This is a genomic window from Psychrobacter sp. APC 3281 (assembly GCF_030407815.1).
GTDB lineage: Bacteria > Pseudomonadota > Gammaproteobacteria > Pseudomonadales > Moraxellaceae > Psychrobacter.
In genome coordinates, this window is sequence record NZ_JASDCS010000005.1 from 1 (window position 1) to 22,508 (window position 22,508).

The 22,508-nt window shown below is 42.0% G+C and carries 12 protein-coding genes; 6 read left to right on the forward strand and 6 right to left on the reverse strand.

Going from position 1 to position 22,508, the window contains the following annotated elements; translation table 11 throughout:
* The first annotated feature begins 158 nt into the window (after window positions 1–158).
* The 4 genes from glpK to QL886_RS04470 all read left to right on the forward strand — a co-directional run bounded on the left by glpK (window position 159) and on the right by QL886_RS04470 (window position 4,755).
* The gene (gene glpK / locus QL886_RS04455; RefSeq protein ID WP_290177766.1) at window positions 159–1,769 is read left to right on the forward strand and encodes a glycerol kinase GlpK; all 1,611 of its coding nucleotides are present in this window, start codon (window positions 159–161) and stop codon (window positions 1,767–1,769) included.
* A gap of 254 nt (window positions 1,770–2,023) precedes the next feature.
* A complete protein-coding gene (locus QL886_RS04460; protein WP_290177767.1) occupies window positions 2,024–2,536 on the forward strand; it encodes a hypothetical protein in 513 nt (170 codons plus the stop codon).
* A 266-nt stretch (window positions 2,537–2,802) separates the two neighbouring features.
* Entirely contained in the window at window positions 2,803–3,825 is a 1,023-nt protein-coding gene (locus QL886_RS04465) for an endonuclease/exonuclease/phosphatase family protein (protein WP_290177768.1), read from the forward strand.
* A 237-nt stretch (window positions 3,826–4,062) separates the two neighbouring features.
* The gene (locus QL886_RS04470) at window positions 4,063–4,755 is read left to right on the forward strand and encodes a TetR/AcrR family transcriptional regulator (protein WP_165597175.1); all 693 of its coding nucleotides are present in this window, start codon (window positions 4,063–4,065) and stop codon (window positions 4,753–4,755) included.
* A gap of 116 nt (window positions 4,756–4,871) precedes the next feature.
* On the opposite strand, the gene QL886_RS04475 is transcribed toward QL886_RS04470, so the two are convergent.
* From QL886_RS04475 to QL886_RS04495, 5 genes are all read right to left on the reverse strand, one after another.
* On the reverse strand, window positions 4,872–5,648 hold the full coding sequence (locus tag QL886_RS04475) for a hypothetical protein (protein ID WP_290177769.1): 777 nt from the start codon (window positions 5,646–5,648) through the stop codon (window positions 4,872–4,874).
* 155 nt (window positions 5,649–5,803) lie between these two features.
* Window positions 5,804–11,104 (reverse strand): hypothetical protein, encoded by a 5,301-nt coding sequence (locus QL886_RS04480; protein ID WP_290177770.1) that lies wholly within the window; start codon window positions 11,102–11,104, stop codon window positions 5,804–5,806.
* 139 nt (window positions 11,105–11,243) lie between these two features.
* Window positions 11,244–13,352, reverse strand: a complete 2,109-nt coding sequence (locus tag QL886_RS04485; protein ID WP_290177771.1) for a hypothetical protein — start codon at window positions 13,350–13,352, stop codon at window positions 11,244–11,246.
* Window positions 13,353–13,429: 77 nt separating this feature from the next.
* Window positions 13,430–13,894: a hypothetical protein gene (locus tag QL886_RS04490; protein WP_114700939.1), complete on the reverse strand. Its 465-nt coding sequence runs from the start codon at window positions 13,892–13,894 to the stop codon at window positions 13,430–13,432.
* 248 nt (window positions 13,895–14,142) lie between these two features.
* On the reverse strand, window positions 14,143–16,152 hold the full coding sequence (locus QL886_RS04495) for a hypothetical protein (RefSeq protein WP_290177772.1): 2,010 nt from the start codon (window positions 16,150–16,152) through the stop codon (window positions 14,143–14,145).
* A 662-nt stretch (window positions 16,153–16,814) separates the two neighbouring features.
* Between QL886_RS04495 and aceE the strand changes: the two genes are divergently transcribed.
* Entirely contained in the window at window positions 16,815–19,625 is a 2,811-nt protein-coding gene (gene aceE / locus QL886_RS04500; RefSeq protein ID WP_290177773.1) for a pyruvate dehydrogenase (acetyl-transferring), homodimeric type, read from the forward strand.
* A 28-nt stretch (window positions 19,626–19,653) separates the two neighbouring features.
* The gene (locus tag QL886_RS04505) at window positions 19,654–21,375 is read left to right on the forward strand and encodes a 2-oxo acid dehydrogenase subunit E2 (protein ID WP_290177774.1); all 1,722 of its coding nucleotides are present in this window, start codon (window positions 19,654–19,656) and stop codon (window positions 21,373–21,375) included.
* A 196-nt stretch (window positions 21,376–21,571) separates the two neighbouring features.
* Here QL886_RS04505 and QL886_RS04510 read toward each other — a convergent pair whose 3' ends face one another.
* A complete protein-coding gene (locus tag QL886_RS04510) occupies window positions 21,572–22,198 on the reverse strand; it encodes an OmpW family outer membrane protein (protein ID WP_114700943.1) in 627 nt (208 codons plus the stop codon).
* Between the last annotated feature and the right edge of the window lie 310 nt (window positions 22,199–22,508).

The window sequence follows — 22,508 nt, forward strand, 5'->3', positions numbered from 1 at the left end:
ATCAGTCAATCAGTCAATCAGTCAATCAGTCAATCAGTCAATCAATCAGTCAATCAGTCAATCAATCAGTCAATCAGTAGCAATTAATAAGTAGCAGTCAATGAATAGTCACTAAATGGCTATTAAGTAGAATAAATAATATTAGTAGAGGGTGTGTCATGGCAGGGTATATTTTAGCGTTGGATCAAGGGACCACGTCAAGTCGAGCGATATTGTACGATGATCATGCGCGTCCTATCAAAATGGTACAACAGCCAACGACGCTGCAAACGCCAAGAGCTGGATTCGTTGAACAAGATGCACAGCAGATTTGGCAAACTCAGATTAGTTGTGCACATGATGTTATTAATCGGGCAGGGCTGCTTGCCACTGACGTTACCAGTATCGCGATTACCAATCAGCGTGAGTCGATTGTGATGTGGGATAAGCAAACTGGCAAGCCACTGGCTCCTGCCATCATTTGGCAAGACAGGCGTACCGCAAATTACTGTAAGACGCTTGCTGCTGAAAGCGCTAGCAATAGTATGAATGACCCTGTGCATCAGGACATTGAGAGCGTCAACATGGCACATGAGGTTCAGCGTATTACAGGTCTGCGTTTAGACCCGTATTTTAGTGCCAGTAAGATTGCTTGGTTGCTCGAAAACAACCCGAAGCTGAGTGTACGAGCCAGCAGAGGGGAGATAGCGGTTGGCACGATTGATAGTTGGCTGATTTATAAGCTCACAGGCGGGGAGCATGTCATCGATGTGACCAATGCTTCTCGTACATTGTTATTCGATATCCATAAGCTGGCATGGTCAGAGACACTCTGTGACCGATTTGCTATACCTATGCATATATTGCCTAAAGTACTATCGTCCGACGGTGATTTTGGCAAAACCAAAAAAGGTCTGTTTGCAAAGCAAATACCCATTCAAGCAGTATTGGGTGATCAGCAAGCAGCGCTCTTTGGACAAGGTTGCCTTGATGCAGGTATGGCCAAAAACACTTATGGTACAGGCTGTTTTATGCTAATGAATATTGGCCAACAGCCAAAACTGAGTGAGCATAAGCTGCTAACCACCATCGCGTGGCAACGTAAAACGTCACCAATTCGTCCGGACAATTTATCATTTGACCAAATCGTACAGTCAGGCAAACGCATGCTACAGCCACCTAAAAAGGAAGTCACTTATGCCCTAGAGGGCAGTGTCTTTATGGCAGGGGCTATCGTTCAATGGCTGCGTGATAATTTGGGTATGATTCAGCAGAGTAGTGACGTCGAAGACTTAGCCCGTCAAGTAGACAGTAGCGAAGATGTTGTTCTATTACCTGCTTTTACTGGATTGGGCGCGCCTTACTGGCGCTCTGATATCAGTGCTAGCATCACTGGCATGAGCCGCGGTACTACCAAAGCTCATATTGCACGCGCTGCATTGGAGGCCGTTGCTTATCAAACCTATGATGTGCTTATCGCTATGCAAAAGGACAGCCCTCATCCTTTGACTGAGCTGAGAGTAGATGGCGGCGCTGCAAATAATGATTTACTCATGCAGTTCCAAGCAGATTTGTTAGGTGTTCCAGTATTACGTCCTAGAGATACAGAGATTACGGCAAAGGGCGCAGCACTCCTCGCAGGACTGAAAACTGGGCTATATGACGAATCGACCATGAAAGCTTCATGGCAGGTAGATCGCGTGTTTGAACCAAGTATGTCGACTGATACTCGTGAGCGACATCTTGTTAAATGGCAACAGGCTATCAAAAGGTCCCTGATGCCGTTATAAGATTGATTTACTTAGTAAATTTATTGTGATCGTACATTTATAATTACTCAAAGTATGAGGCTGCCGTACACAAGTGTGATAAAGATACAGGCTGTAACGCAAGATAATCGCAATACGGACACAGTTTACAAAATCGGCCTATCTGTCTTTACCTATAAATTTTTATACTTCAATTGGATTTAGTAAGACCGCTAGTTTTTAGCAGATAAATAATTCAATAAATAATAAATAATAAATAATTTAAGGACAATACTATGAGTAACCATGATGCTATCGATCGCAGTGAAGTAAAACATATGTCAAAAGAGACAAAAGAAGATTTAAACGCAGACATTATTACCGGTGAGCCAGGCTCGCATCCAGTAGGTACAGGTATCGGCGGTGTAGGCGGTGCAGCAGCAGGTGCAGCTATCGGCACAATGGCAGGTCCACTAGGTACGCTAATTGGTGGTGCTATCGGTGCTATCGTTGGTGGCGGCGCAGGTCATGCAGCAGCTGAAGCCATTGATCCAACTCACGAAGAAGCGTACTGGCGTGCAGAATACGCGAACGCCGATTACTTTAAAGAAGGGTATGACTTCGATCGCGATATGCACCCAGCTTATGCAGTAGGTTACGCAAACCGTGCTCGTTATCCAGTAGATGCACGTTTTGAAGATCATGAGGCAGATTTAGAGCGCTCATGGCACGAAGTGAAGGGTGAGTCTCGTTTGGAATGGAATGAAGCACGTAAAGCATCGCGTGATGCATGGCACCGTGTATCATAATAAACGATAGGTAGTACATGGAGCTGTATGTTAGATATCCTAGTAAACGTGCGGATTAGTAATTGGCTAGTATATGAGATTACTATTTTATTGCACAATACAGCTCGATTGTTTTCTCGGCTCTATTAATAGAGTTACCTATCTACATATATGTTATTTTAAAACTTCCAAGGCTTAACTTTGGGAGTTTTTTTAGGCATAAAATTTGCAGCGTATACACATACGTGAATATTATGTACTATAATAATGAGAACGATGGGGAATATATGAGTAATAACACTGAAGGCAATAAACAGTTTTATATCGCAACGGCAAACTTGCTGAACTTTGCGAACCCTAATCGAACTTATTATGAAAATGCGCCAGCTTATAACGATAAAGCCTATGAACATAAGCTGCGAGGTCTTACAGATTTATTGGCTAAAGCGCATGCTGACATTATCGCAGTACAAGAGGTTTGGGATAGTGATGCATTAGAAGCGCTGGCTGTTTCACTAGGTTTCAAGCCCGAGCATGCGGTCATTCCACTTGCTAGTAATGATAGCGCCAGTATATACACCAAAGGCATGGGTGCACAGAATACACCTGCTGTCGGTATTATCAGCCGATTTGAGCAGTTAGAAACCAGTTTGCTAAAAGATATAGCACCAAAAGCCATTATTGATGTACCTGATATCGGTCCTTATCAACGCTTCAACCGTCCTCCATTAGTGCTACGTGTTGACGCGTACGGGCAGCCCATTACAATTATTACAGCGCATCTAAAAAGCAAACGTGCTTTTTTCTTACGTGATGAAAATGGTGACCTATTAGAAGACATGGACGATCCAAATATTCGAGTTCGCGCTAAGCTTCGTAGTTTATGTATGCGCGCGGCAGAAGCGGCCTCTATCCGTATGTCTGTCATAGAGCGATTGCAACATACCCGTGAACCATTGATTCTATTGGGTGATATGAATGATGTCACAGGTAGCGTGACTACTCAGTTGATGACAGAAACTGGGGAAGTCAATTACGATAAAAGTATGCGTGATGTTGCACTTTTTGATGCTGCTCGTATTCAAGCACGATATGGCTGGATGAAGGATGTTGCCTATACCCATATATATCAAGGTATGCCAGAAGTTATCGACCAGTTATTTGTCTCAGAAGAGTTTTTGCCCGATAGTAAATTTTCGCTCGGTTATGTCGAACGAGTTGATTATTTTAATGATCATTTGAAGTGGGACTATGCCGATAGAGTCACTGATCATGGTATTATAAGGGCGAAAATAAAACTCAAAGATTAACTTTATAAAATTAGACGGTTAGCTCTATTAAATTGCTGATCGTAGTATTATTTTTCAACCTATTCATGTCCCTTGCTTGATAATGTGCAAGCGTTTATGATGCCTCTACATTGAACATAGTAGTGACCATATAGGCTTTGTATTTTAGCCAACAGTCAACCATCCTTTATCTGAGGATAAATACTATTCAATGAAGATTATATTTATAAAATAGGGCGCAACATTAAGAGATTCACAATGAGTGATAACAAAGACGAAAAGATTGAAGATGTGTTGGTAGATTCGGAATTGGCAAAGAAGCTTGTACCTAATAAGTTTAAGTTTACTAGCCAGCAAGGCCGTGCACGTCGTCAAAAACTATTGGCTGGTGCCAAAAAATTGAGCGAAACGCATGCTATTAACGATATTACGTTAGCAGCTGTGTGTGAAGAAGCAGGCATACCAAGAGCGTCTGCTTACCATTTTTTCCCTAATATTGAAGCAATATTTTTAGCATTGCGTTTTTTGAATGCGATTGAAATATTAGAGATGGTAGAGACGGTCGATATTGGCAACTATGACAGATGGCAAGGGTATCTAACGGCGCTTATCGATCGTTGTATTACGATATTCCATAACGATGAGACAAAAGCCAAGCTTATATATGACACCAATACACCTGATTTTGAAGGTGACAGCTTTGGTGAAGATATGGATCATCAAATTGTTGATCTGGTCTATAAGCGTTTGTCAGAGCGTTATGAGATGCCAAACTTTCATGATATCCAAGATACCTTGTTGATTGCTTATAGCATCGTAAATGCTATCTTTACGTTGTCTTATCGCCGTCATCAGGGCATCACTGAAGAGTATATCCAAGAAGCAAATACAGCATTTATTGCTTATTTACGTTGTTACCTACCAGAAAAGTTGCCACGTAAAAACCGATAATTGAGCTTACTTTAAACATAAAAAAGCCGACAAATATGTCGGCTTTTTTATGTTTAATTTTTAGTATAGGATTGGAAGTAATAAAGATTAATATCTCCAATAAAACAGCGACTATTTTAACGGTTAGATGTCAAATCTTGTCCACGGCAAGTATCATCGCTCGCGTCTAAAGGTGAGTACTGCTTATGGTAACTGACTATTGACTTCTCTAGTGCTACATTGGTCTGTGAGTCATTGGCATTGACGTAAGCTTCGCGGGCCTGCTCAAGCCAGCGATCAGCCATGCGAAAATGCATGCCAGATTCGCGCCAGCCTCGCGCGCATTGATTGGTCGCAGCCCAAATCAAAGCCACTTCACTAAAAGCCATCTCACGTGGTGCTGACGCTATGCCATCACCGTCTTTAAGCGCGCTTAAAGTTGCCCATAGATCAGGACGCATTAGAGCAGAGGTAGACGGAATATCTTGATGCAAGCCCAAGTCTTGTACCGTGTCATTATCTAGCGCTTGCAATATAGGCTCTGCCATTTCTAACGCAACTTGACCAGCAGATGAGCGGCTATTCATACTGTTTTGATGAATAGCATAGTTCAACCACGCTTGCGCTTTATATGCGAAATACTGTTGAGCTACTGTCTTGTCTTTTTGTTGATAAGGTTTTAACTGCGTTACCATACAATTTAATAGGCGCTGCTGTTCGCTTTGATATCTATAAGAGCGTGTTTGAGTCTGACTATCATCGCGGCAATATTCACCCATGCTAGTTGAGTTAGCTACTTGGACAGTCTCACTCTTAGCTAAAGCTGGCTGCATAAAGGTTAACGAAAATAAAGCTGATAGTGTAACGCATACTGAGCGCTTGAAAGGTGCTGCTTTGATGGCTGAATCAAACATGGTGTAAACCTTATGTTAAGGTAATAAACGTTGGTATTATTTACCATTACTAGGGCTGACTTAGTTGTTTATTGAATGACAAAATAATTCATCATAAGATAATCATGATACTGTTATAAGGTTGTACTTACGACAGTATCATTAGTATCAAACAATTAAAATGCAGAATTGCTGCTCAGACGTTGGTTCTTACGTGGGTCTTCACGTTTAAATAAGTCTTCATCAAACTTAAAGCGCAATCTAAAGTAAGCACCTTGCTGAGTACTGTCATCATAAGCAATATCTTCATCTTCAAAGCCCATGAAGTTATAACCAAGTGATAACCAAAGGTTGGTCATTGGGCTATAACCCACTTCTGCACCAAGCATATAAGCTAAGTCATTTGCCTGATTATTCCAGTAAGTACCTGCTTGTAAACCAATATCCCAACGCTCACTGATATCATAAAGACCGCGGCCATAAACAGCATGAGCCGTGTTATCGCTGGTTAAGCTATCTGCTTCGTATTCTGTATACTTACCAGCATAACGTCCAGACAACGTCAACGGACGCGTAGGATGGTAATTACCATTCCATGACCAAACCATAGTGTCTTTTTGGTAAGCATCATCGCCAGTATTATTATCATCCAAACGATATTCGAATTTTGCAAGCATATCTAACTGATTGCTATCGTAGTCACGATACGCAGCACCTAGCTGAAAACGATTGATAGTGCGATCGCCATCACTATAGTCAGTGCGTGAATAGATGTCTTTGGCTAAGAAGGTAACCTCATCGGTATAGCGATAGGCGATACCAGCGCTACCAAGTAGCGTATCACTTGTTTCACCCCAACGTTTTTCAAAACGTCCTGATGCTTTATAATTCTCTTTAGCAAGATATTCAACACCGATACCTGCCGCTGTTGCAGTGTTACTTTCTTCACCTTCGAGAGATTCGACACGCTCAAATAAAGTATTTAAAGTTAGCCCTTCTTGAACATACCACTTGTTTTTTAGACCAATACCTGCTTCTGCCTCACGTGCACTAATGGCATCGCGCATGCGGTATTCGCTATAAACCTTACCATCTTTCATGTAAGTCGCGTCAAAACCAAAAACAGTACGTTGACGCTCATCTGTATCATCAAGACCATAAGTACCAGATAGGCTATTAATCAAATCATGACGTGCGTATAGTCGACCTAGATTTCCGAGCGGTGTCTCACCGCCGATAGAAGTTGCATTACGTGAGCTATTTTCGATATCTTGCTCATACTCTGCAAATACCAAGCTGTTATTCAACTTAGGTAGACGAGAGGTAATACGAGCACGAACAGTCGTACCTTCAATATCTTCTTCAGCGTTACTAACGCTGCTTAACGCTGACTGATTGATTATGTCATCATTAAACAGAGTGTCGTCTGTAATATCTACAACGTCTGTCGCGGCTTGAGTATTACGTGAGGCAGCAGTCGCGTCTTGTTTGTAATAACGAACCCCAATTTCACCAACGATGTTCTCGCTTAAACGATGCTCAACGCTTGCTTGCACGCCTTCGCGGCTAGCGTCAGTAGTATGCTCTTCTGTGCGTACGCCTTCTAACTTAAGAGCAGTCTGCTTATCATTTAGAGTATGAGTAACCTCTACACCAGACTCAGTACGTCCAGCAGTAAGTGGTGATGCACCAGTGACAAAACCTTCGTCAGCATCATTATAATAAGCTTTAGCTCGCGTATTTTTCTTATTATCAAAATCAAGCTCAATACGTAGTGCGTTGCCTTCAACATTACTATCAGTCAGTTCTGTCGCGTTAATTTGATTGCTTGACTGAAAATTTGGATTCTCAGCTTTGTTCATCGCATATTCAGCGACCAGCTTTAGCTTGTCATTGAATTTAACAACACTATTGACACTAGCCAACTCTTCTTTGTTCAATGGGTCATCGCTATTCACATAGCTACCACCGATGGCGACTTTATTCGTTAGTTGCTGCTTCGCTGCAATACCACCGACCAAATAATCTTCACCACCTTCATCAACTTCTACAGTGACACGGATATAGATAGGATTGCCCTCGATGTCTTGACTAGCAATCGGTGCCGTCAAGAATAAGCTACGGCTGATAGGGTCAATCTCATAATCAGCAAAGCGAGTAAGCGTCTCACGATTGATAATAAGCCCAGGGTTGTTGGCGTCACGAGTAATAACTTCAACCGTTTCAGAGTTTTCTAATACCGCATCGAAGTTCTCAGCCAATGGATATGGGCCTGAAATGCCCAAACCGCGAGTCTCATTTACACGTTGGCTAGTACTGGTCTCTGCTAAAAAGGCAGTAACACGAGTGTTGCTATCTTCAAATTGAGCTTTTAGACCAGTTAATGTACGGTTGTATTGACCAAGCTCAATGCCTTCATCATTGTCAATTTGCGTTTTTAAATCACCATACATAGCGAACGAGCGACCTTTATCAAGGCGCACGTAAAGCTTGCTAGTAGACTGCGCATCGAAGCCTTTGGCTGATGAATCGCCATAGACAGGATAGTATTCGCCCGGATCGATATCACGGAACAAACGCTCGCCTTTTTTATCACTATCATACGCAAGCGTAAGCAGATAGTCGCCGCGTACTTTTCCTTTGAGGAACATCGCAGCACGACCAGAAGCTGTGTAATCATCGTTACCAGCAAAGTCATTTAGCTCTTGCTCAAATGCACCTTGAGCATCAGTAATGCTGCTACCATCAAAGTCTTTTAGTGAAATAGCGCCTTCTACAATACCAACAGCAAGTAGTGGACGTAGTTGAGCGGTGAACTGTAACGGAATGATTTGTTTGCTACTACCAGTGTCAATTACTAGCTCGCCCTTACCTGGTACGCTAGGTGCAGTTACGGGTATTAACAGCTCACCACCTGATACAGTCACTTGGGTGCCAGCTTGATCTTTGCTGCTGTCTTCCAAATTGATACGACCGATATTAGTATCAAGCGTAAGAGAAGTAGTACCAATATAAGGGCGATTATCGCGATCTTTTAGGCTGATGACGACTTGGTATTCACTAATGCCATCAGCTGGAACTAACTGTGCTTGAGTACGGTAGTCGATAGCTTCTAGGCTATCAGGAGTTAGTACCTTAATCGTCTGCTCAGAGATGATCTGACCATTTATATCAGTCGCAACACCGCGTAAGGTGTTCTTGCCGCGCTGTAAATCAACAGCATAGTAATCGAAAGCCGTTACATTCTGTTTTTCTTGCTCAGCAGTTTTACCTATTTTTTGTTCTGATACAGCTTTGCCGTTGGCATATAGTGTGAACACAGACCCAAGCGGTGCCTGAACCTGTACCATTTGTTTATAAGTGCTAAGCTGCTGACCTTCGTTTAGGTTAATGAAGGCAACATCGTTACTCGCCACTTCTTTTAAGTATTCTTCGAGCTCTTTTTCTACTGGTGGAGCAACAGTGGTTACCGTCATATTAACACGGCTATCTACTGGATTGACCATTTCATTAACGATAGCCGAATCACAGTTATTACCAAGGTCTAAGTCACCATTGATGTTACAGCCACTAGCATTTACATTGTCGGTCGTGTCGGTATCATAATCAGGCTCTAATGTCAGCTCAGACTTCACCGCTTGCTCAAGTGTGTCGTTTTTTGCACTGATACGCTTGCTACGAGCGACCAGTTCGGTGTTCAAGCGCTCAGTGCTATCTGCCATGCCACCAACGATTGCAAAATCCGCACGATGCAGTTCACCGTATTTCAAATCAACAAAACGACTACCGGCATCACCAGCATTGCGATTGCTTTGAGTGACCAGTTCAGTTTCTCTAGGAATGGTAGTACGATCGACCTTTAGTACGTGTGTTTTTGCACTGATACCATAGAAGTTATATTTACCTTCAGGATCAGTCACGATGAAGTTGCCGTTCTCCATATAGATACGTACACCAGCGACACCCAGCTCGCCATCTTCTTTTTGCTGAATACCATCGCGGTTGATATCGTGATAGACCTTACCTACGATAATACCATCGGTATTCATCACGCCGCGGCTTACTTCGACAGGCCACTGCGCTTCTCTTGATGTCAATGTATTGTTGCTGTCATCACGACCGTATGCAGTCGCGCGATTGATACCATCGCCCCCTAACGCTGTTGATCCGATAAGGACACGGTAAGTAATATTTTTGGTTTCGCCTGCAGTGAGCGTGCCCAAGTTGAGTACTTGGTATTTACCGTCCGCTTTGAACTCAGTCGTTTGCGTTTGGTTGATAGTGATATCAGAAGTTGGGCTAACGCGCACACTATTATCGACATAATCAAAGCCACGTGGCAGCGCATCTTTCAACTCAACATTGTAGGCTGGGAATTTACCATCATTGGTGACTTTGATAGTGTAATTGACATAATCGCCAAACTCTGCGGTCTTTACATCGCCTTCCTTTTCTACTTTTAAAGCAGATGAATTGTCTATGATGGCAATATTACTGCTGAGGTTGCTGCTAATACTATCAGCTGTCGGATCAACGCAAGCATCCAATGTGGCGATTAAAGCATCACCTTTTAAGGTTTGAATAATATCATCATTGATGGCGTTGGCATTGTTTTGTGTCGGAGCAGACAGGCGGTATTTACCAGTATTGTTACCAGTCTCTATCGCTTTTAGGGTGTAACTATCACCACTACCAGTAGGTCGATTAGAGGATTTAATGGTAATCCAAACTTCATCAGGCTCATTAGGATTGACGTTACACTGTGCGTAACTGGCATCAATATAAACGTTGTCACCGATTTGCGAGGTGGTTTTAGTACTGTCAAGTTGAGAGGTAGTAAAGTTGATTTTAGGTTCAACAATAACCAGTCTGTCAATTGCTTCGACACCTGCTATTGATGGATCTTCTAGTATGATAGCGCCAATCTTTACATCAGCGGTATCGCCATCTTCACCCTCGGCATCTGATAGAGCCTGTACGATAAGTTGAATACTTTCGCTCTGACCAAGCTTGATCTGAGCGCTCAAGTTATCGAGCATGATTTGTCTGTCTGCTGAATCAACCTTTTCATTATTATTAAGGTCTTGATAGACCTTTAAATTAGAAACAGTTGGTGATATAGCAAGTGTCAGCTCGACAGTCTGATCGCTATAGCTTGTGTTGCTCAGTACGTTGACCCAACTTACCTGTGTATTAGGCATGACTGTACGTAAAGCATGCTGAGTCAAACTGATACCATATTCAGGTAAATTTGAGGCTTTTACTTGTACTTGGTTTGAGTCAGTACTGATAGTCGTGCTGGTCTCACTGCCAACGTTGTAGCTGGCTTGAGCAGTATTGCTGATCAGCTGTACCAATGTATCAGTTGCAGCAGATGCGGTATTTGATTGCATAAGCAACATTGCAAATGACAGCGCAGAGATCTTCGCTGTATGCAACGTAGCACGATTAGACAGTGTCATTAAAGATTTAGTCATATGTCGCTTATCCAATAAAATATAAAGGGGTAGAGTAGTAACTCTCCAGCTTGGCTAATCAAAATCGATTAGGTCAAGCTGGAGCGTTAGTCTATAAGCGTCTTGTGAAGCTTATAGACTTTGCAATATTAAATATAAATTAACGAGCGTTTTTGATTTTGATCTTAAAGGTCAAGGTGCCAACGCCACCAGGAACTAATGTATAGTTAGTACCAAGAACCGCAGTACTGGTAGTACTAGCTGTGCCTGCAGTAGATGACGTAGTAGCAGAAGTAGCAGGTGAATTAGCTACTAAATCCGCACCAGCTGAAAAGTTAGACAACAAATCCGAAATCGTTACACCAGTAAGATTAAAACCTAATGCTGCTGAAGAAGTGTTAGTCGCCTGAATACGATAGATAACACATTGATCAGGGGTTGCATTGAGCACAGTTTGAACAAAGGTACTTGCAGCAACGGTAGCTTCACAAGCAGTATCTAGTGATTGAGACTTCACTAAAGATAAGCCTCTGACATTAGTCGTATCAGTCACTGAAGTAGCAGCAGGCGCACCAACACCAGCTGGGGTCAAAGTTACGATAGTCGTTTCAGTGCTACCAACAGCCGCCGCATCAGCAGCAGTTGCAGGAGTAGTGACATTACCTGAAGAGACATTGTAGTTGATCGCTAATGTGCCACCAGGTGCAATACCATTTGGAAATTGAGCGGTTGGTAGTGTAGTGCTATTAAGAGTATATGTATTACCACCAGCAACGGTAGGTTGTAGCGTTATAGTAACTGGAGCTCCACCATTAGGCGGTGTATAAGTAACACTGATAGGACCAGTAACCGGTCTGACAGCCGCATTATTGCCACCATCAGCAATAGTGAAAGTCAATGGATTGGTATTAGTACCTTCAGCATCCTGACCGCTGTTAATAATAGTAGTCTTCTGTGTGACTTGACCATCAGTACCTGAGGCAGGGGCAATTTCTCTAGTCGTTGGATTGCTCACTATAACCGATCGTCTGGTGAAGTTAGTCACACCAGGAGTATCTATACCATCGCCGTTACCTTCACCCGCATCATCAGGTATTCTAGTAACACCTATAGTGCCATCTGTACTATCAAAAATATCATAGTCAGTACCAAGTACAGGAGCAGCAATTAACGGGCTAACCGGACCGACGAACTTATCGTAGACTTCTGCGTGGTTAGTTACTGAACTATTAGCAGCTGTATACTGATCTCTATCGACATTAACTGTGAAAGTAATCGTGCGACTTGCGCCAACAGCTAAGTTTGCTACGGCAACATTAATAGCTTGTCGAGTACCAACAGTAGAAATCGTAGCGGTACCAGCACCAGTTACGGTCACGTCTGATGCTGCGCCATTAGGCAAACTTAAACCTGCAGGAAGGACATCCCTGATGACAATATCAGTCGCAGCAGCACTATAGTCAGTAGTAGCGTTAGTCACTACGATACTATAGTTGATCTGCGGATTAGCTACTGTCAAATCGACAGTACTCGTCGCTGTTTTTACAATTTTGAAGGTAGGCAATCTCACGATAGTTTGGTTTTCATTCACCAATGTCGCATTTGCTGGAAGATTAGCAGTAAAGAAAGTACTGGTTGCTGTTAATGTACCTACACCTTTGTCATTACCATTACGAGCGTCTGGCGTAGTTGCTTCGTAGCTTAAGTTAGCTCTAGTACCTGGCTGTAGTCTAATAGTACCACCATTAGCTATGGTACCTGTCTGTGCTTGACCATTTAAAGCGGCTACTTGAGTAGAAGTTAAAGGAGTACCATCTGCTTGTACAATAGTAAACGTAACAGGCGCAGTACCTAAAGCATAGTCTGGATTAGCCGTTACTAGTGCTGAGTCATTACCTGTGGTATTAATGGTATAAGTATCCGTCACGTTACCCGTGTTGGTTAAATTATGAGTAAAGGTAGTCGTACCACCTGGCGTAGCAGTCTGATTGATAGCAATATCGTCACCAATGCTGCCATCATCAACAGTCGACGTGAGTGCAAAGTTAGCCGTTTCGCTAACATTGACAGTCACGATGTTTGACGTCACGTTTGGCTGAGCGATACCAGCAACACTGTAGTTTGCGGTTGCAACGTTATTGATGGCAGCAGCACCTGCACTAACACCACCAGTAGTATTAGGAGTAGCTGCATTAGCACCACCAGAGATACCCATTACTGCGGCAATACCGACAGCAAGCAAGCTATAGTTAAAAGTATTTGATTTCATGTAGTACTCCAAAATGGATGGTAAAAGGCCGAATTAATAATGGAAGGGTGAAAAATAAAGGTTTAATCTTCTGTTAATTAGTTAACAGTAGTGTTTAAAGCCACAGCAGCTGATTTTTTAGCTGGCAACAACTTGATATTCCAGCGTAAGGTACGGTATTCAGAATACGGAATTTTAACCATTTTGCCATCGACTTTGCGCATTAGCGGCATATCAGCATAGTTCTTACCATCAGTGCTGGCTTGTGCGCTGGCAGGATTTGCCTCACCAGTAAATGTCATGTTTGCAGGGATAGGCAATGTCACCATCAGATCATTAATGTCTTTATTGATGGTATTGGTATAAGTTGCTTTGTATTGAATGACAGTACCAGCTGGTGCTGTACGTACTGGTGAATATACTGTTTTGCCGTCCGCATTCTTAATGACCTGATTAGCAGTCAGTTCCATTTTTAGAGCGTCGTCAGCATGAGCAGTACCTAGCAAACAAGTGGAGGCAAAGGTTGCTAGCATGACATTATGTAAGAAGTTAAAACGTTTCATATAAAATCCTTTCTTAGAACATGACTATCAGTAAAAAGCGAACGTCGTATATTATGGTAGAGAAACTAGTAATCTAATATCATTCGTCATTTAAAAGGCATCTATCTCCCTTTTTTCTATTTTCACATAATTAATACAATTAATCATAACAAGAATGATAACTGGCATTTTGGAGCATACAAACGGTAAAAGCCTTGTCTGGCTAGACAGGGCTTGATTAAATGCTCAGTGATTTGATAAACAGGTGTTTAGTTGCTAATGGTAGTACCATATTTAGTATTAAAACGAATAGCCTGACGGCGAGTGGCGGTGGTAGCACCTAAAGAAAAAGTATTGGTGGTAACTGTACCGTTGTTGCCAATAGATACCGAATTTGTTGCAAATGATGGAGTGCCACTATTCTCACCAATAGGTGTTGGATTGACTAAGGTGGAGGTAATCGACGAATTATTAGAGTCATTTCTACTCTGTAGTGTATCTTTGATAATAATATCTGCTAGGGAAACGTTACCACGATTTATAGCTTCAATTCTATAAGCGATACATTGTCCAGGGATAATGTCAGATATTGGTTTTGTACTATACGCACTACTAGCACTACCGTCATAATTAACACCAATTGTGGCAAGGTTGTTTAGGCTACAGTCATGGACATACTGACTTTTGATTAATACCAACGCAGAATTTTCTTGAACAACATCACCGAAATTATTGCTAGGGTAGTTGTATTTACTGTTAGTAATGTCTATTTGTAGGACATTGCTCGTAGTATCTACAGAATATGTATAATTGCTAGGCTCATTTTGAGTAACGCAAAGCCTTGTATAACTACCTACTTGTGCTGCCGTCAAGCTAAAACTATAGGTTCCATCATTACCAATGTTTACCGTCTGAGGTGAGAACGTACCACTATCAGTTGTACATTTATTTAGAGTAACGGTATGACCCGTAGTAAAGGGAATACCAGATTCAGTCGGTGAATCGTATTTGCCATTGAAATAAAAACTATTACTTAGGTATTTGCTAGATATATCATCCTTAGATGGACTTAAAACATTACCGTTGTCATTAAATACAAAACCTGAGAAAGTATAACTAGCAGGAGTGTTAGTAATTGTACACGTAATCTCATCACCATAGCTCACATTATTTATCGCAAAGGTGCGACGCGTACCAGCATTGTTAACTGCCATCTCACCACTGCTAAAGACCACATCAGTGCCAGTCGTTGCGTTTGAACACGTATATGTGGTCTGGTAATCAAGTAGGTTACCATTAATGGTTTGTTCAGTAACGGTATAGTTAACGCCTTCAGTTAGTGTGGTGACTGTGGTCGTATTGTCGGATATTACTGCACCAGACCCGCTCGTAGTAAAAGCTTCTACAAAGGTATTATTATCCGTACGTCGCAGTTCGATACGGAACTGATCGTCACCGTCCACGCGGCTACCATCCAATAGTTTGTTAACGATAATTTTTGGCGGCGCAAGGCAAAAATAGAAATCTGAATAGCCAACAGAGTGTGTACTAGTTAGACCCCTATCACTTCTAGTATTGCGATGCTTGAGAACTACAGGAGAATTGGCTGTACTGTAGGGCCATGTTGCGTCAATATTACATTCATTTACAGAACAGTTTCTTCCTGCGCGGCCTGTCACTTTACTATTATTAGTAATTTCATGAAAGTAAGGAAAATATGTTAACCGACCGTTATTAAATGCTTCAGCTTCTTCTATATAAGGAATTTGGTTAGAACTTCCAGTTGAGTCTAAGTCCTGTATTTTGTAACCAATCTTACTCACAGAACGATCTACTTGAACTGTTAAACTGTGATTGGTTTTAACGGTCGTAGAAATATGCGATAAGGTGATGGCTGAAGACGTAACACCATTTAAAGAATCATAAAAGGGTGATTTACTTCGCCCATTACCAAGATATATATCTTCTATATCTGAAAATGAAATCGTAAATACTTTACTGCCTGAGTTTTCATTAAAGGTAAAAGTACGTAATTCCTCTCCACTCTTCCAAGATGATAAACTTGGAGCTGTACTAGCATTATTTGCGATATTGTATTTTTTATGACCCGAAGGGCAGCTTTCCGCACTAAAATCATTAGGTGTAGCAAAAGGGTTAGCAACTGCAAAATTGCTAACCAATAACAGTATCACAAAGCCCATCAGGCTCAGTAGTTGGTATAGATAGCTACCAGAGGTACGTGAACTGACTAAATCTAAAAAGTGTTGAGCTTTATGCATGGCACCATTTCCAATAATTAGAATGTGTGAAAAAGTATGAAAAAAAACGTTACCAAAAAATACTTCTCCTACAATATTATTACAGATTGACTACATATTAGCATCCAATAGACGACAGTCGGTAGTTTTCACGGTTCCGATGGCAACACCTTAGTGATATTTAAATAGGGATTTCACAAAACACTTAAAATTTTTTCATTAGAAAGAGTAAGGCACGCCAGAATTATGTGCATCTGTGCCTAAGAGGTGTTATCGATAGCGTATATGTGTCCAATGGCGTATTAAGTTTACGGCAAGCCTATAATTATTTACCTAACAACTAATCATTATTTATTTAAAAAATACTTGTTATTTCTCCATTTCTCTACAGCCATAAACAATTCCCTCGCAAACGCTTATAATAGAATGTCAAAATCATCTATGACTGAATATACAGGGACAACAGTATGATCTGTTTTGTAATTGCGTCCATTTGACGCATACGTCAATTCACAGTAGCGCTATTTTGTATAATCGAGCTGTACATCATCGTATAAAACAAGGGAATGCTTGGACATAGCAAGGAAGTCATAAGTAAACCGATATCTCACTTCACACCAGTATTTAACAAAGCCCTACCGTCTAGATAGGTAGGTATGACTGATATAAAAGGATCGACAACAATGAATTATTACAAGGATGCTGATAGCACCGAGACCAAAGAGTGGTTACAAGCCTTTGAGTCTGTTCTCAAACATGCAGATAAGGATCGCGCTCAGTTTCTTCTAAAAGCCTTGTACAATATGGCTGTTCAAGAAGGGCTACCATTTAATAGATTGGATACCGCCTATATCAATAGTATCGCTGTTGAAGACGAGCCAATGTATCCAGGCGATCTTGGTATGGAGCGTAAGATTCGTGCGTTGATTCGTTACAATGCTTTGGCGATGGTCATGCGTGCCAATAAAAACGACGATGATCTAGGTGGTCACTTGGCGTCATTTGCCTCTAGTGCCACGCTTTATGAAACAGGTTTTAACCATTTTTTCCGTGCGGCAAGCGATCACTTCGGTGGTGACATGATTTATTATCAAGGTCACTCAGCGCCAGGTATCTATGCGCGTTCTTATTTAGAAGGTCGTTTGACTGAAGATCAGCTCGATAACTTCCGCCGTGAAGTCGGTGGCAAAGGTCTATCAAGCTATCCGCATCCATACCTAATGCCTGATTATTGGCAGTTCCCAACGGTATCAATGGGCCTAGGTCCAATCATGTCGATCTACCATGCTCACGTGCATCGTTATATGGAAAACCGCAAACTGTTAGAAAAAGAAGGCCGTAAAATTTGGGCATTCTTAGGTGATGGTGAGACGGATGAGCCAGAAAGCTTGGGTGCAATCTCTCTTGCTGGTCGTGAGAAGTTGGACAATCTGATTTGGGTTGTTAACTGTAACTTACAGCGTCTGGATGGCCCAGTACGTGGTAATGGCAAAATTATTCAAGAGCTAGAGTCGGTATTCCGCGGTGCTGGCTGGCGTGTGATTAAAGTCATTTGGGGTGGTAAATGGGATAGCCTGCTTGCCAATGATGATACTGGTGTTCTCAAACATCGTATGGAAGAAGTGGTCGATGGTGAGTACCAACTATATGAAGCGCGTACGCCTGAATTTACTCGCACAGAATTCTTTGGTAAATATCCTGAATTAAAAGAAATGGCAGATGCATTGACTGATGAAGACATTGCACGCCTAAACCGTGGTGGTCATGATCCACAAAAAGTGTACGCTGCGTTTAGCGAAGCGATGAAAACCAAAGGTCAGCCAACGGTCGTACTGGTCAAAACTGTTAAAGGCTATGGTTTGTCCAGCACAACACAAGCGGTCAATAAATCGCATCAAATCAAGAAACTTGATCAAGAGGCGCTTGTTTATTTCCGTGATCGTTTTGATTTGCCATTTACCGATGAGCAATTAGAAACCCTACCATTCTACCGTCCTGAAGAAGGCTCGGCGGAAATGAAGTATCTAAAAGGTCGCCGTGAAGCATTGGGTGGTCATTTGCCAAACCGCCGCAGTGGTCATATTCCGCTGAACATCCCTGAGCTGTCGATATTTGATCGCGTCTTAAAAGGCAGTAATGGCAAAGAACAATCAACGACGATGGTATTCGTGCGTTTGTTATCAGCGATGCTGAAAAACAAAGACATCCAAGATCGCGTTGTGCCAATCGTACCGGACGAAGCACGTACCTTTGGTTTAGAAGGTATGTTCCGTCAATTGGGTATTTACTCTGCGGTCGGACAGAAATATACGCCAGAAGATAGCGAAGCATTGATGGGCTATAAAGAAGCCATCGATGGTCATATGTTAGAAGAAGGTATCAACGAAGCGGGTGCGATGAGTACTTGGATTGCCTTAGCAACCAGTTACTCTGTGAACGCATTACCGATGATTCCGATGTATATCTATTACTCAATGTTTGGTTTCCAGCGCATCGGTGACTTGGCTTGGGCAGCAGGTGACTGTCAAGCACAAGGCTTCTTATTAGGTGCCACTGCGGGTCGTACGACTTTAAATGGTGAAGGCTTACAGCATCAAGATGGTCATTCACAAATTCTGTTCAATGTCGTGCCAAACTGTGTCAGCTATGATCCTTGCTTTGGTTATGAGTTAGCTGTGGTTATGCATGACGGTTTACGCCGTATGTATGGTGAAGGCGAGCGCGTTTACTATTACTTGACGTTGATGAACGAAAACTACGAGCAACCTGAAATGCCAGAAGGTGCCGAGGAAGGTATCAAACGTGGTATGTACTTACTTGAAGACAATGGTTCAACACAAGTACAGCTATTAGGTTCTGGCGTTATCTTACGCGAAGTACAAAAAGCATCACAGATACTAAAAGACGAGTTTAATATTACGTCTAACGTCTGGAGTGTAACCAGCTTTAACGAGCTGACTCGTGACGGTATGGTTTGTGATGACTACAATCGTCTACATCCAATGGACGAAGAGAAAGTACCTTGGGTTACTGAGCAATTAGCACCGCACGAAGGTATCGTAGTGGCAGCAACAGATTATATGCGTAACTATTCAGAGCAAATCCGTGCTTGGTTACCAGATAACCGTCCTTATACGACTCTGGGTACCGATGGTTATGGCCGTTCTGATACGCGCGAAAACCTACGTAGTTTCTTTAACGTTGATGCTGCGCATATCGTTGTGGCAACGCTTAAACGTCTAGCCGATGAAGGCGAAGTTGAGATGCGTTTGGTTAAAGACGCGATTTCAAGCTTAGGTATCGATGTGGATCATCCACCTGCATGGCAACAGCAGTCTTACTATGATCAGTCTCCAGATGCACCAGCGCCAGGTAACGTAAATCCAAATCCTGTACCTGAATTTATCGCTGAAGACGATGATGAAATCAGTAATGAAGGCCGTGCTGAAGATCAAGCAGATGCAAACGTACTTGATGATAAAGATGTCAAATAATAATAACCATAAGACGAGGAAATAAATCATGGACATTAAAGCCCCCGATTTAGGTGTGGATAGCGCCGAAGTCAGCGAGATTATGGTAGAAGTTGGTGATGTCATTGCAAAAGACGACAACATTGTATTATTAGAATCTGACAAAGCATCGGTTGAAGTACCAAGCTCTGCTGCTGGTAAAGTGACTAAGATTAGCGTTGCTATCGGTGATCAAGTCAGCGAAGGTATGGTGCTGATTGAGCTTGAAAGCGCAGATGATAGCGCAGAAAGCAACGATGACAGTGCTGCTGCTGAAGAGCAAGAAGCGAACAGCACAGACGATGTTAAACCAGAATCAAAACCTGAACCTGCTACAACTGAGTCAAAGCAATCAGAGTCTGCTGCCAAGCCAGCCGCTAATGCTGGTAAAGCAACTACTCATGCATTACCTGACTTAGGTGTTGATGAGGCACAAGTTTCTGAAATTATGGTGAGCGTTGGTGATACTGTTAGCGCTGAACAGTCGATTTTGCTAATCGAATCAGATAAAGCTTCGGTTGAAGTACCAGCGCCAGTTGCCGGTAAGATTGAGAAAATCTTGGTTGAAGCAGGTGATATGGTTGCTAATGGTCAGGACTTTATCGTTATCATGGAAAGTAGTACAGATGATGCTAGTGATAGTGAATCTGAAGCTCCTAAGCCACAAGAGTCAGCACCAGCCAAAACAGAAGATAAGCCAGCTGCTAAAATTACTGGTGAGCCAAAGCAAGCGGCCAAACCGACCAATACTGATACAGCTGCTAGCAAAACAGAGGGTAAGTTAACTGAAGCACAGGTCAATGAAAAATTGGTTGATGTGTATGCAGGTCCTGCTGTTCGCAAACTAGCGCGTCAGTTAGGTGTTGATATCACACAAGTAAATGGCTCAGCTCTAAACGATCGCATTCTAAAAGAGGACTTGTTTGCACATGTTAAAAACAGTCTAACCAAGCAGAAAGCGGCACCTGTGAGCAGTAATCCTGTTAGCTCAGGTCTACCGAAACTGCCTGACATGAGTAACGCTGAGATCTGGGGTGAGACAGAAACACAAGACCTCAGCCGCTTGCAGAAAGTCTCGATACCACAGCTCAACTACAATACTTTGCTACCGCAAGTAACGCAGTTCGATCTGTCTGATATCACTGAGACCGAAAAACTACGCGGTGAGCTAAAAGGTGGCATGAAAGCTGAAGGTATTGGCTTTACTATCTTGGCCTTTGTGGTTAAAGCAACTGCTTACGCATTGACCCAGCACCCACGATTCAACAGTCACTTGAGTGATGACAATACTCAGGTCATATTGCGTAAAAGTGTCAATATGGGTATTGCTGTGGCAACAGATGATGGTCTTATCGTACCGGTTATCAAAAACGTACAAGATAAAGGTCTGAAGCAAATTGCGATTGAGATCGGCGAGCTTGCTGTAAAAGCTCGTGATAAGAAGCTCAGTACCAAAGATTTGCAAGGGGCAAGCTTTACTATATCGAGCCAAGGTAACTTGGGTGGTACGGCATTTACGCCATTAGTTAACTGGCCACAGGTTGGTATTTTAGGTGTCTCTGAAGCAAGTATGCAGCCACGTTGGGATGCGAAGACACAAAGCTTTGAGCCACGTTTGATGTTGCCACTGTCTTTGTCTTATGACCACCGTGTGATCAATGGCGCAGACGCTGCTGTATTCACTCGTTATATCGCAACGCTACTGGCAGACCCACGTCGTATCTTGATCTAAAACTAGCTAGCAATTAAAAAAGACTGCCCACGGATGGTCTTTTTTTATGGAGATTATTTGTTCTTGTATATTATTAGCTATTTTTATAAATAATTGCCTAGTAGCTGGTGTAGAAAAACGGTAGTAGCCGTAATTAATAGGCACAAAAAAGCCAGCTATCAAGCTGGCTTTTATTACACATAATATTTTGACTAATTTAGAACTGTTTAACGAATGCTACGCCATATACCCAAGGACTAATGTCAATTTCGCCAAGGTTTGTACCATCTAAAGTAGCGTCCGTTTTGATGTCCATATAACGAGCATCGATACGGAAAGCTTCGGTAGGAGCAAAAGGAATATCAAGACCAACATGACCAGCCACACCAACGCTATCATCAAGGTCTAAGTCACCACCAGTAGAAATTCTTTCTTTGAAAAAGGTTGTGTAATTCACACCAACGCCAATGAAAGGCTTGATATTCATTGGCATACTGCCATTATCGAAGTGATACTGTACAGAAAGAGTAGGTGGTAAATGCTGTGTTTTACCTGTTAAAACTTTTGTACCATCAGCACTATTTAAATCAAAATCATGATGGAATGGAAGCGCCGCTAGTAGTTCGACACCAACGTTGTTAGCGATAAAATACTCACCACTGATAGTAGGACGTACATCACCATCAACATCAACAGATAAACCGTTATCTAGAGTACCATTGTCACTTTTAGGATCAACATAGTGTGCACCAGCAGCAACAGACCAAGTACCAGCTGGGACAGCAAAAGCAGTTGTCATTGTAAGTGCAGCAGCAGTTGCTAAAACTAGGGATTGTAGTTTCATCATTTCATTCCTTAACGTAATAGAAAATTATCAGCAGTGTTCTAATGAGGGATGGCATTAGCTACTGATACACAATGTCCTGATTAAAGTTTAATCTGTAACATTTAATGTCTATTATAATACGAAAATCATTATTGTTGGTAAGGTTTTAAATGTAAATTAGCAATGTTTCTGCAATAAATTACATTTACGTGTAATTCAATTGTCTACAGTCTATAATTAAACACAACAAAAGCTGCTTTTTAAGTAAGTGTCATTGACGTAAGTCGGTATCTCTTATTTACGATTCAACAAGAGGTGCAATATATTA

What these genes read in the sequence shown, in the direction of transcription:
- QL886_RS04465 (WP_290177768.1), top strand. Translation starts at nt 2,803, where the DNA reads ATGAGTAATAACACTGAAGGCAATAAACAGTTTTATATCGCAACGGCA.
- QL886_RS04485 (WP_290177771.1), bottom strand. Translation starts at nt 13,352, where the DNA reads ATGAAATCAAATACTTTTAACTATAGCTTGCTTGCTGTCGGTATTGCC.
- glpK (WP_290177766.1), top strand. Translation starts at nt 159, where the DNA reads ATGGCAGGGTATATTTTAGCGTTGGATCAAGGGACCACGTCAAGTCGA.
- QL886_RS04480 (WP_290177770.1), bottom strand. Translation starts at nt 11,104, where the DNA reads ATGACTAAATCTTTAATGACACTGTCTAATCGTGCTACGTTGCATACA.
- QL886_RS04470 (WP_165597175.1), top strand. Translation starts at nt 4,063, where the DNA reads ATGAGTGATAACAAAGACGAAAAGATTGAAGATGTGTTGGTAGATTCG.
- QL886_RS04495 (WP_290177772.1), bottom strand. Translation starts at nt 16,152, where the DNA reads ATGCATAAAGCTCAACACTTTTTAGATTTAGTCAGTTCACGTACCTCT.
- QL886_RS04475 (WP_290177769.1), bottom strand. Translation starts at nt 5,648, where the DNA reads ATGTTTGATTCAGCCATCAAAGCAGCACCTTTCAAGCGCTCAGTATGC.
- QL886_RS04505 (WP_290177774.1), top strand. Translation starts at nt 19,654, where the DNA reads ATGGACATTAAAGCCCCCGATTTAGGTGTGGATAGCGCCGAAGTCAGC.
- QL886_RS04460 (WP_290177767.1), top strand. Translation starts at nt 2,024, where the DNA reads ATGAGTAACCATGATGCTATCGATCGCAGTGAAGTAAAACATATGTCA.
- aceE (WP_290177773.1), top strand. Translation starts at nt 16,815, where the DNA reads ATGAATTATTACAAGGATGCTGATAGCACCGAGACCAAAGAGTGGTTA.
- QL886_RS04490 (WP_114700939.1), bottom strand. Translation starts at nt 13,894, where the DNA reads ATGAAACGTTTTAACTTCTTACATAATGTCATGCTAGCAACCTTTGCC.
- QL886_RS04510 (WP_114700943.1), bottom strand. Translation starts at nt 22,198, where the DNA reads ATGAAACTACAATCCCTAGTTTTAGCAACTGCTGCTGCACTTACAATG.